We start from the raw sequence: 12,054 nt of genomic DNA, 5'->3' as shown, positions 1-12,054 counted from the left end.
AAAATCAGTCAAAAAAAGGAAAATCATCTTTAAAGCCGAATTCCGAAAACCGAATTAATTTTTTATAGCTATCTTAATTTTTTATAAACGAAAAGAAGCTGTCCTTTTGAGACAGCCTCTTTTTTTTATGATGATTTTCCTGTATTAGAGGAATAATTGTTTTTCAAATTTATTTTACTTCTGATTTGCAGCTCTAATACTGCATTCAAGGCAACCGTAAATAATTGTTTTAAGCAGAGTAAATTCAAAACATTTGAAAGTTTTACTATAACTTCGCAATATACTGATGCGTATTTTTGTTTAAAAATAGTAAAGTATCACACTAATATATGGAAGAAGATTCGGGGTTAGAAAACAACGGGATATTCGCACTTTATCAGCTTATTACAGAGTATATTGATGTTTCAGACTCGGAATTGGAATATTGCCTTAGTATGCTAAGCTACGAAGTTTATAAAAAAAAAGATATACTCTTAAAGGAAGGTGAAATATGTTCCAAAATTTATTTTGTTGCAAAAGGACTGCTTCGTATTTATTTTATAGATGACAAGGATGAGGAGAAAACATTTCATTTTTGTTTAGAGAATACTTTTGGTACTGATTATGAGAGTTTTTTGAAAGGGATTCCTTCCAGTTTTTCAATTCAGGCTATGGAAGATACCGATGTACTGGTAATATCGTTTGAAATGCTTCAAAATATTTATCGTGAATTACAGCATGGGGAAAAATTGGGAAGACGGATCACCGAAGAATACTTTTTTTTGGTCAATGACAAAATCAAAGCAATATATGTAAACGCTCCACTCGTACGTTACAGAGACATGGATAAACGATTTCCAAAAATACATCAGCGTGTGCCTCAGCACTGTATTGCATCTTATCTTAATATTACCCCTGTTCATTTGAGCCGTTTAAAATATATGAATGATACAACATAAAAGTAATAACATTTGTTATTGTTTTGATAGTTGATTGTTTCTTTATTTGCTTAGCAAAAGCAAAAAATACCGTATTATTTCGATACTTAATTTTATAATGAAAACGTAATGACAGCCGGCATAAAAGAAAATATTAAAAATATTAGGGAATTAAAGAATTATACGCAGGAGTATATGGCTGAAAGGCTTAATATTAGCCAGGCCGCGTACAGTAAAATAGAAAAAGGAAAAACAGAAATAACACTTTTGAAATTACAAGAAATTGCTACTGTTTTTGAAATTACCATTGAGGATATACTACAGTTTAAAAATGATTTATCTTCGACTGGAAAGAAAGCGAATGAATGTGGGATTGAGACTAGACATTGTTCCAATCATTTTGTAGAGCAGCTTTATAAAGATAAAATAATGCTTTTGGAGCGTCTGCTGGAGAAAACAGAGTGGGAACTCAAAAGGTATACTGCAAATTTGTAAATTGAGGATTACTGGATAAATAAAACTTGAAAATTATTTGTTTCAAAATTAAATTAAGCTATTGAACTCTAATTTTGTGTTGAGATGTAAGTATTAAAAATCCGGATATTCTCTTCTCAGAACATCCGGATTTAGTATATAAAAGTACCAAAGTGTATTTTAATTTACAGCTTTAAGCATATTATTTATATTTAATATTAAGGCTTATAATATCAGAAGTCAAATTGTTGGACCTATCGTAATGTCCGTATCGGATTTCAAGGGTATTCCAGCGTTTTAAGCCGAAAATACCATCAGGCGGAGTAAATTTCATCCCCATTCCAAAAAAACTGCTATCAAACTTAGAAAGGTCATAGTTGCTGGTGTAGAAGTTATCAGCATCAGTATGAGCTCCGTATGGTTTGAAATACTTTGCGGCACTTTGTGTATAATATCTGTAAAAAGGACTAAGCGAAAATGACTGGGTCAGCTTTACCGGTATTTCAAGATCAGCCGTATGGGCTTTTAAATTCCAGTCATCAGTATAATACCTGTAGTAGGCTCGTATAATAATATTATCGCCTAAAAAATAACTGGCTCTTATTCCCAACGGAATTTTAAGTCTGGTATCAGGCATTTTTTCCTGATGCACTGAATTATCAGCAAAATAAACCCTGTGGAAAGGAAGACTTAAGTAGCCGCTCTGACTGATAATATCCCCTACCAGCATAACCTGAAGCCTTTGGTTGATGATTTGGGAATAACTTAGTGTCCCTGCAAAAGTGTTTCTGTTTGCGCTTCCATAATTTTCACCTGATGTACGAAGCTCAAGGGGTTCAATAAGTTTTAACTGGTCAATAAACGTTTGGAATTTAGCAGTAAATTCACCATTCTTATTTTTTGTCTTTTGTGAGAAGCTGATGTTTCCTCCAAATGACTGATAATCGAATTCAGTTGAGGATGAAACGCCTATTCCAAAAGTCCTTCCTTTTTCTTCATTCTCCCTAAGATAGCTTAAGGAAGGGTAGAAGCGATTGTCTGAAGAAGAAGCAGAAGAGTTAGCACTAAGGTCAATCATGTCTGAAGAAGCAGAGGTATAATGATCTATTCCTGCTTCAATATCGAAGGTGTGTTTGATTCCGGTTTCGCCGTATTTAATCAGTTTAACATCAATAGTATTCGCTATATCAGTTAAATGTTGTGATCCGATTCCTCCGCCTACAGCTGAATTATTTCCATCCTGTTTGTAATAACTAGATACCAGATTAACCTCTTCAAGTTTTAATTTTTTGCTTTTGTAAGCCGTTGAATCAGAAGGTATATTTTGCGCTCTTAATTGGAATAAAGCCAATAATGCAAATCCTGTAATGAATATTCTTTTCATCTGTTTATGCTATCAAATTAGTTACAACCACAACCTCCGCCGCTTTTGCCTGCATTTGCCCCGGAAGCTCCCTCGCGGTAGGATTGAAAACTAAGTTCTGTTTTTTCAACTTTCCTGTTGGCAAGTACCATTTCAGAATCATTGATTTTTCCCTTCTGATATTCTTTTACAGAAGTACATGATGATGTGAGAATGCCTGCTAAAGCAATACTGCACAAGAGTACGAGATTTTGCTGCTTTTGATTTTTCATTTTAGGCGAATGTTTTTAGATGTGTAAATTTTATTATTGTCATCTATTATTATACAATGCAAATCCGGAATCTGATCGATTAAAAATAAACCGGCTTTAATTCCCATAACTGCTATCGGAGTAGCCATGGCATCTGCAAATTCAGCATTCGATGCGATAATAGTGACGCTTTTTATTCCTGTTATCGGAAGGCCTGTTTTGGGATCTATGGTGTGCGAATATTTTTTGCCGTTAATGGTTACAAATTTTTCATAATTTCCGGATGTGGCTACCGCTTTATTGGATATTTCCATATAAGAAAAAGCAGCATTTGGAGTGTCCGGATCAGCTACTCCAATAGTCCATCTGCTACCGTCGGGCTGTAGCCCCCATGCACATAAATCACCGCTGGCATTAATAATTCCGCTCTTTACATCGCGTTTCAGCAGGATCTGTTTTGCCATTTCGGCTGCATAACCTTTTCCGATTCCTCCAAAGCCGATACGCATCCCTTTTTCTTTTAAAAATACAGTCGTATTTTCTTTATCCAGAATTATATTTCTGTAGTCAATCAGGTGTACCATCTTTAACGCTGTTTCACTATCCGGAAGTGAGGTCATGGTACGGTCAAAATTCCAAAGGGTCTTATCGATGCTTCCGTATGAAATATCAAAGGCTCCCTGGGTGATGCCGGAGATGCCAAGTGACCTTTCGATTAGATTAAAAACTTCCGGCTCAACTTTTACAGGATGAATACCGGCAGCAGTATTAATCTGATTGGTCTGACTGTTATCTTTATACGTGGTAAGAAGTTTTTCAATGCGTTTAATCTCTTCAATAGCAGCATTAATATGTTCGTCAGCTGCAGCCTGATCAACTGCTGTAACAGTAATGGTGAACATATTTCCCATCAGTTTCAGGGACTGGGAATATTTCTGTACAGCTGCCATCTTATTTTTGGCTGTCACATAATGATTTTATTTCGGCTGTCCACTGCTCAGGTGAGGTTTCCGGTTTTCCATGCCAGGTTTTGATGACCTTACCTTTTGCGTCCAGAAGAAGGGTTAGTGGGAAACTGCCCTCTTTGTTGTAAATTTCGGCCAGTGCCTCATTTCTTTTTACCTGATCGGCAGACGGGATATTTTTCTTTTTGCGCGGAAAATCAGCATTGACCAGTACGAGCTTTTGATCGGCCATTTTTGTAAAGCCTGGATTCTCGAGATAGTCCCTGCGCGTTAGGATACAGGGGCCACACCAGTCGGATCCCGAAAAATTAAGCAGGATAAGGCGGTGCTGCTCTCTGGCTGTCTTTTTAGCAGTGTCAAAATCAGCTTCCCATTTTATAGTTCCGGGAAGAATACCTAATAAAAGGAACATTGTAATTAGTTTCATCTTGATGACATGTTTATATTATACTAATTAACGAAATATGTGTCTTTTTGGTTTTTTATCAGACTTAAGATTTGATTAAATTTTGAATCTGTAAAACTTAAATATTCTGAACCCCAAAAAGATGCCCTACAAGGGCTGAAGCAGTCATTGCAAATGTACCCCAAAGGCAGATACGCAACACAGCTTTTAAAGTATGCTATCCGCCTGCTTTAGCTGTCAGGATTCCGGAGAATGCTAAGAAAAGTATTGAAAAGCAGTACTGATATAGAACCATTTTTTAATTTTTGTAAGACTAATTTTTTAATTTTTTAAATTTGAGGAAATTATTGATTCGCCTCTAATATCCTTAGAAAAAAAGCATTTCTTTTTAACCTTCAGCCTAAAACTCAAGGCTGTGAAATTATAAAATGATTTTTCAGGCAATTTTTCCATTCATAAATAAAACTTCTTAAGTAGATCATTAACCTGAAAAGTTAAAAATTATCTAATAAAAACGTTTTTATATAATAAAAAATCGTTTTTGAATAATGCATTTAATCCCTGTAGATTATAAATTTGTTTTGCTTCTTTTTTAATAAATGGTATAAAAAATATAAATAATAAAATTTTATATATCTATATGTGATTTTAATTTAAAATATACATCAATAATTTTATGTTTTTTATACTGCTAAATTTATTTGTTTTTCGATACTTATTGTATTGTTAAAATGATAAAAACGTAAATGTATAATTAAGCTTTATTTGAAATGACTTAATAACTATTTAAACCAAACAAATTATGACCAGAAAATTTTTAAAAAAGACAGTATTACTGAGTTATTTAGAGTCTAAATTAGAAGCTGGCGAAGCTATAGATCAATCTTTGTTAGACGAAACTATCAACAAAATAAGAGCAAGAGCAGATGTAAATATGCCGGCAATAACAACTACTAATCCCACTGAATTGAGAGAGAAAATTAGAGTCGAACGTGAGGTAGAGTTTGCTTTTGAAGGACTTCACTATTATGATATCTTAAGATGGGGAATCGCTGCAGAAAAATTGAATCGTCAGTTTACAGGTATGAAGTTAACCAATGATCCGGCTAATTATACTGCCTTTAAAGTTGATGAAGAAGGTTATTTGATTTATCAAAAAAGAAATTTTGCAAAAGGGGTAAATGAATTATGGCCTATTCCTCAGGCAGAAAGAAATGTTAATACTAAATTGACTCAAAATACTGGATATCCTAATTAATTATGTTTCATTTCCTGTCACAAACGGCAGGAAATGATTTTTTTAGGTAGGTCAAAAACTGAATTGAGATAAAAGATGTAATTTAAAAAAATGTAAATTGTAATAATTTATCAATAAAAAGTTTAAGTTTTCAATATTCAGTTTCAAATGATTCAAATAATAAATTAAATAAAAATGAGAAAAAAAATTTTATTCGCGGTATTGTCTTTATTTCAGTTGAGTATTCATGCTCAGGATAAAAATTCTATACCTGCCGTGCCAGCTCCATTGGCTGTTAATAGTGTTCCGATGGGAGATTTAGAAACATTTTCAGAAGTAAAATTAGATTTGCCCATTACAAAAGGACCTTTTGAGCCTACCTGGGAATCTATAGAGAAAAATTATCCTGGTGAACCTGACTGGCTTCGTAATGCCAAGTTTGGAATATGGGTTCATTTTGGACCACAAGCGGCCGGAGAAAGTGGAGATTGGTATGCACGCAATCTTTATAAAACAGATAAAGTAGCGTATCAAAACCATATCAAAAAATATGGTCATCCTTCGGAATCAGGATATAAAGAAGTTTTGCGTGACTGGAATCCAACAAAGCTGGATCCTGAAAAACTTACAAAAATTTATAAGGATGCGGGTGCACGTTTTTTAATGATTCAGGGTGTACATCATGATAATTACGATTTATGGAATTCTAAGTACCAGCCTTGGAATTCAGTAAATATTGGACCAAAAAGAGATTTGATTGGGGAATGGGCAAAAGCCTGTAAAGCAGCCGGAATGCGATATGGAGTGACTTTTCATCATGAATATACATGGTGGTGGTGGCAAACAGCATTTGGAAGCGATAAAGAAGGGGCTAAAAAAGGAATTCCTTATGATGGTCATCTTACCCTTGCAGATGGGAAAGGAAAATGGTGGGAAGGATATGATCCTAAAATGCTATATGGTATCGATTTAAGAGAATACAAAGGTGTAGAGCAAAATGCTCATACAGATTGGTCACCGCCCCCGGCAGGAATTTTTAGTAATCATTTGGAATATGCGAAATGGTATACGACAAATTGGGCTTTAAGAATGATGGATGTTGTAAAAAACTACGATCCTGATTTTATTTATACTGATGGAACTGTTCAGGGGCCCTTTACCGGCGATGGAACAGGAACAGGTATAAAAGCAAATGCAATGCAAAGCGTTATGGCTGATTTTTACAATACAGCTTTACAACGTCGCGGAAAAGTAAATACTTTTAGTATAGTTAAGTTTCGTCACAAAACTAATGGTACAGTGAATACAGAGGAATTTGGTATTCCGGCAGAGATTAAAAAAGATCAGCCGTGGATTGCCGAAGCTCCTGTGGGAGACTGGTTTTATGCGCCGGATTTTACCTATGATTCCGGTATGATGATTCGTTACATAATTGAAGCCATTGCACGTGATGGAAATGCTGCAATATGCATTTCTTTATTGCCAGACGGTTCTATTAATGAAGAGAGTCAAAAGATGCTGAAAGAAGTAGGGAACTGGATGCGTATTAATGGAGAAGGTGTTTATGGAAGCCATGCCTGGGCAATTCCTGCTGAAGGAGAAATGGTTAATGGGAAATTGAAAATGCTTCCAGGAGGTAAATTAGGCCGAAACCAGGCTGAATTCAAATTTAATAATCAGGATATCCGATTTACAGTAGGTAAAAACAAAAAACTATATGTTTTTTGCATGAATGTACCAGCTCCGAATAGTCAAATAAAAATTAAGTCCCTTGCTAAAAATGAGAAGAATTATGGGAAAAAAATTGTGACTGTTAAGTTGCTGGGCTATAAAGGCAAATTAAAATGGACACAAAGTGATGAAGGTTTAGTAATTACATGTCCTCAAAATATGCCATTTAACACAGCAATAGCTTTTGAAATACAATAAATATCAAAATTGGTTAAGTTTAAATTTCATTTTGAGTGAAGTAAAATAGTAACTTTAGGTACTTGTAAAAAAACCTCTGCAGTTTCAGTGCAGAGTTTTTTTTAGTTTGTAATATTTGCCTTTCTATTTTCCGATGCAAAAGTTGGCGAAAATATTTCCCAGCAATTCATCGTTTGAGACCTGACCTGTAATCAGCCCGAATTGGTACAAAGCTTCTTTTATATCCAGTGCAATTAAGTCGCTGGAAAGATTGCTTTCCAGTCCAAATTTTACTTTTTGTATTTCATCCAAAGCTTTCAATAAAGAATCATAATGTCTTGTATTTGTGATAATAGTTTCGTTATTACGTAATGCTCCTGTGTTTACAAAAGACAATAATTCATTCTTTAATTCGTCAATACCAATTTTGTTTTTTGCAGATAGTAATAAAAGTTTCGCATTTAAGTTTTCGAGTTTGGCACTAATGTTTAAAGCATCCTCCTCGGATAAAATATCTTTTTTATTTACAACTATAAGTAAAGGCTTTAAAGGATATTTGTTTTTAATCTGTTCAATTTCATTGATAAACTCTAAACTGGATGATTTGAATTTCAAGCCATCAAACAAATAAATGACAACCTGCGCCTGATCGATTTTTTCGAATGTTTTTTTGATTCCAATACTTTCTACAACATCTTTTGTTTCGCGAATTCCCGCAGTATCGATAAATCTGAATGCGATTCCGCCAATCACCAGTTCATCTTCAATGGTATCACGGGTTGTTCCGGCAATATCAGAAACAATTGCGCGCTCTTCGTTTAGTAAAGCATTCAATAAAGTCGATTTACCAACGTTTGGTTCTCCAACAATAGCAACCGGAATTCCGTTTTTAATGACATTTCCAACAGCAAATGAATCAATTAATCGTTTTAAGACAAATTCAATTCGGTTTAATAATTCGTTAAATTGTGTCCGGTCAGCAAACTCAACATCTTCTTCGGCAAAATCCAATTCCAGTTCAATCAACGATGCAAAATTCAGAAGCTCTTCTCGTAATTTTGAAATTTCATTACTAAAACCGCCACGCATCTGCTGCATGGCAATTTGGTGTGAAGCTTCATTATCAGACGAAATCAAATCGGCAACAGCTTCTGCCTGCGATAAATCCAGTTTTCCGTTCAGGAAAGCTCTGAGTGTAAACTCACCCGCATCAGCCATTCGGCAACCTTTTCTCAATAATAACTGAATAATTTGCTGCTGAATATAGGTTGAACCATGGCATGATATTTCGATAGTATCCTCACCTGTGTATGAATTAGGCCCTTTAAAAACAGACACGAGCACTTCGTCCAGCGTTTTTGAATCATCGACAATGTGGCCTAAATGGAGTGTATGTGTTTTTTGCTTCGTTAAATCTTTGTTTTTTACAGATTTAAAAACTGAATTTCCAATAGAAATAGCTTCAGCACCTGAAATACGAATTATGGCAATAGCCCCAGCTCCGGATGGAGTAGCAAGGGCGACTATAGAATCTTGGTGTATCATGTTGTAAATTGCAAGGATGCAAAGGTACAAAGTTTTTATAAGGCTTATGGATTTGATATTTTATATTTTATAAAGTATTAATTGAATTGAAGTTTTTATATTTTATTTAAATAGACACTTTAATATTTATTAGATTTTCTCTTATAACCAATTAGGGTAAAATTTTTGTAAAACTGACAATTATCAGGTAACTTCTAAGTACGATTTAGTAACTTTATGTACATAACCTAAAAAAATGTAATGATGAAAAAGATAATATTCCCAACCGATTTTTCTGAAGCAGCAACAAATGCATTTGTACATGCTTTAGAGTTTGCCAAAGTCGTCAATGCCGAACTTGTTCTGCTTCATACCTTCGAAATTCCCGTATATGACAGCCAGTTTTTTCCTGAAAATTATGCCGCTATCTACAGTTCTATAGAGCTGGCTAATTTTGAGATGTTTAAGGATGAGATTCCTAAACTGAAAACTATTGCAATGGAAAGAAATTTAGAAGAGATTGTTATCAAGCATCGTTTGATGGATGGTGATTTGCTTTATAACTTAAAAAATGCTGTAGAAGAGGAAAAAGCAGATTTTGTTATTATGGGTACAAACGGAATTTCTGACTGGACTACCTTCTTTACAGGTTCCAATACAAGTTCAGTCATTTCAGGTGTAGATGTTCCGGTTTTATGTGTGCCGATAGATGCTAAATTTAAGAAAATAAAAGTGATTGGATTTACTACCCGTTATCGCGAAAAAGATAAAAAAGAATTGAAAAAGGTACTGAAAATAGCTAAAAAAACGAATGCTAAAGTTAGAAGCCTGTATGTTAAAACATCTGAATCTGATGTGGCTCCCGAAACCATTAAAGAATGGGAGGTTGAGTTTGCTAATGAAAATGTAGAATTTTTAGTATTGCCAAGTGATGATGTTAAAGAGACCATAGTTGACTTTGTGCTGTATAAAGATGTTGACGTTTTGACAACTATTACACATAAAAGATCTTTTTTTGAAAGTCTTTTTACTTCCAGTTTTAGTAAAAAAATAACAAAAGAAGTTTCTATTCCGGTTTTGATAATGCATAACGACTAATTTTCGGTTGGAATTAAAGCAAATTTTGAGGTCGTAAAACCTATATTTGTGGTTCAGTAAAATTGAAAAGATGGACTATTATCAAAACAGGGTTTCCCATTATACAGAATCTTTAAACAAAACCAACAAAAAGTTTAATAGTATCAGCCTTTTAAGGCTTTTAAGTATTTTTAGTTTTTTATTTCTGATGTTTTATTACATCAAAAAAGATGACATTATATACTTAATCGGTGCGTTATTGTTTTTTGTTGGTTTTATTTTTTTAATGCGCATTCATTCGCGTTTATCTTTCCAGAAAAAGCTTTTAACAGCACTTTTAAAAATCAATAAAAACGAAATTTCTTTCCTGAAAAGAGAAAAACTTCCTTTTGAAAATGGTTTTGAGTTCAATGATTTTCATCATCCTTATGCCTACGATCTGGATATATTTGGGGAACATTCTTTATTTCAGAATTTGAACAGAACTGCAACTTTTATAGGTAAAAAAACATTAGCAAATCAGTTGCTGAAATTGAATTCCAATGAAGTTATTCTTGAAAATCAGGACGCGATAAAAGAGCTTGTTTTAAAAACAGACTGGCGTCAGGAATTCAATGCATTGGGAATTGTTACTCATGATAGTAAAGATTTATATGAATCATTAATGCATTGGAAATCATTTAGAAATAATTCATTACCTAAAGTTTTGGATGTATTGTCAATTGTTCTGCCAACGTTGTTTTTAGGTTTCCTGGCAGCTTATTTTATTACTTCAAAAACGATTCTGCTCTCCTATGTAACTTATATATTTATTGCGAATCTGATTGTTTTAGGAAGAGTGACGAAACGTATTCAGTCTGAAATCACCAAAGCAGATAATATCGATAAAATCATCAAACAATATGGTCTTTTGGTTGAGAAGATTGAACAGGAAAAATTTCAGTCTAAAAAACTAATTGATTTACAGAGCCAGCTAATCTTTAAAAATACATCAGCCAGTTCACATTTAAAACAGCTTTCAGAATTATTTTCCCGTATGGATACAATTAGCAATCTTGTGACTGCTACTCTTTTTAACGGAAGCTTTTTATTCAATCTTCATGTGTTAAGAGCACTTTTGAAGTGGAAACACGATTATGCAGATCAGCTTGAAAAATGGATTGATGTAATTGGTGAGTTCGAATCTTTGAGTAGTCTTGCTAATCTGGCGTACAATAATCCTGATTTTGTGTTTCCGGAAATTAATTCGGAGTATAAAATAGAGTTCAAAAGTCTGAGTCATCCGTTATTAAATCCGGTGAGCAGGGTAGGGAATGATACGCATTTTTATCCTGAATCGTTTATGATTTTAACCGGTTCAAATATGTCCGGAAAAAGTACTTTTTTAAGAAGTCTTGGCGTGAATATGGTTTTGGGAGGGATAGGATCAGTTGTCTGTGCTTCAGAAGCTAAAATTCATCCACTTCCAGTTTTAGTTTCAATGCGATTGTCAGATTCCTTAGCCGATAGTGAATCTTACTTTTTTGCAGAAATCAAACGTTTGAAACAAATTATGGATGCATTAGAAGAAAAACCGGCTTTTGTTCTATTGGATGAAATTTTAAGAGGAACCAACTCTGATGACAAACGTAACGGAACTATCGAAGTGGTTAAAAAGGTGATTGCTAAAAATGCCATTGGTGCCATTGCAACGCACGATATCGAAGTTTGTCTGACCACAAACGAATATCCGGATATTTTAACCAATCAGTGTTTTGAAGTCGAAATAAAAGACAATGATTTGCACTTTGATTACAAACTCCGAAGCGGAATCTGTAAAAATAAAAGTGCCACCTTTTTAATGCAGAAGATGGGGGTTATCTAGCATTAATACCAAGTGTTTTTATAATCAAAAAGCTTTTTCTGCATTTCAAATTTCCGAGGCAGAAAAAG

General features: G+C 34.1%; 11 protein-coding genes. 6 read left to right on the top strand and 5 right to left on the bottom strand.

Annotated features, from left to right (window positions below):
• Positions 1-329: 329 nt before the first annotated feature.
• Both K8B81_RS19750 and K8B81_RS19745 read left to right on the top strand, forming a co-directional pair.
• The gene (locus K8B81_RS19750; protein ID WP_223683265.1) at positions 330-938 is read left to right on the top strand and encodes a Crp/Fnr family transcriptional regulator; all 609 of its coding nucleotides are present in this window, start codon (positions 330-332) and stop codon (positions 936-938) included.
• A gap of 108 nt (positions 939-1,046) precedes the next feature.
• On the top strand, positions 1,047-1,412 hold the full coding sequence (locus K8B81_RS19745) for a helix-turn-helix transcriptional regulator (protein WP_025571099.1): 366 nt from the start codon (positions 1,047-1,049) through the stop codon (positions 1,410-1,412).
• 181 nt (positions 1,413-1,593) lie between these two features.
• Here the strand turns inward: K8B81_RS19745 and K8B81_RS19740 are convergent, their stop codons facing one another.
• Genes K8B81_RS19740 through K8B81_RS19725 form a run of 4 tightly spaced genes read right to left on the bottom strand, consistent with a single transcriptional unit; the run spans position 1,594 to position 4,397 of the window.
• Positions 1,594-2,775: a DUF3570 domain-containing protein gene (locus K8B81_RS19740; protein ID WP_223683264.1), complete on the bottom strand. Its 1,182-nt coding sequence runs from the start codon at positions 2,773-2,775 to the stop codon at positions 1,594-1,596.
• A 17-nt stretch (positions 2,776-2,792) separates the two neighbouring features.
• Positions 2,793-3,026: a DUF4266 domain-containing protein gene (locus tag K8B81_RS19735; protein ID WP_025571095.1), complete on the bottom strand. Its 234-nt coding sequence runs from the start codon at positions 3,024-3,026 to the stop codon at positions 2,793-2,795.
• Positions 3,023-3,955 (bottom strand): FAD:protein FMN transferase, encoded by a 933-nt coding sequence (locus K8B81_RS19730; protein WP_223683263.1) that lies wholly within the window; start codon positions 3,953-3,955, stop codon positions 3,023-3,025. The genes K8B81_RS19735 and K8B81_RS19730 overlap by 4 nt, the downstream gene beginning before the upstream one ends.
• A gap of 1 nt (position 3,956) precedes the next feature.
• Complete coding sequence (locus K8B81_RS19725; RefSeq protein ID WP_223683262.1) at positions 3,957-4,397, bottom strand: thioredoxin family protein; 441 nt, start codon at positions 4,395-4,397, stop codon at positions 3,957-3,959.
• Between the two features lie 781 nt (positions 4,398-5,178).
• Here K8B81_RS19725 and K8B81_RS19720 point away from each other — a divergent pair.
• Both K8B81_RS19720 and K8B81_RS19715 read left to right on the top strand, forming a co-directional pair.
• Positions 5,179-5,634, top strand: a complete 456-nt coding sequence (locus tag K8B81_RS19720; protein ID WP_223683261.1) for a RagB/SusD family nutrient uptake outer membrane protein — start codon at positions 5,179-5,181, stop codon at positions 5,632-5,634.
• A gap of 174 nt (positions 5,635-5,808) precedes the next feature.
• On the top strand, positions 5,809-7,542 hold the full coding sequence (locus tag K8B81_RS19715; protein ID WP_223683260.1) for an alpha-L-fucosidase: 1,734 nt from the start codon (positions 5,809-5,811) through the stop codon (positions 7,540-7,542).
• Positions 7,543-7,665: 123 nt separating this feature from the next.
• Here the strand turns inward: K8B81_RS19715 and mnmE are convergent, their stop codons facing one another.
• Complete coding sequence (gene mnmE, locus K8B81_RS19710; protein WP_223683259.1) at positions 7,666-9,066, bottom strand: tRNA uridine-5-carboxymethylaminomethyl(34) synthesis GTPase MnmE; 1,401 nt, start codon at positions 9,064-9,066, stop codon at positions 7,666-7,668.
• A gap of 243 nt (positions 9,067-9,309) precedes the next feature.
• On the opposite strand from mnmE, the gene K8B81_RS19705 reads away from it, so the two are divergent.
• Complete coding sequence (locus tag K8B81_RS19705; RefSeq protein WP_223683258.1) at positions 9,310-10,143, top strand: universal stress protein; 834 nt, start codon at positions 9,310-9,312, stop codon at positions 10,141-10,143.
• 70 nt (positions 10,144-10,213) lie between these two features.
• Positions 10,214-11,986, top strand: coding sequence for a MutS-related protein (locus K8B81_RS19700; protein WP_223683257.1), 1,773 nt, complete (start codon positions 10,214-10,216; stop codon positions 11,984-11,986).
• The last annotated feature ends 68 nt before the right edge of the window (positions 11,987-12,054 follow it).

This window comes from Flavobacterium hibisci (assembly GCF_020026925.1).
GTDB classification, from domain to species: domain Bacteria; phylum Bacteroidota; class Bacteroidia; order Flavobacteriales; family Flavobacteriaceae; genus Flavobacterium; species Flavobacterium hibisci.
This window is presented reverse-complemented; position numbering and strand designations above follow the sequence as displayed.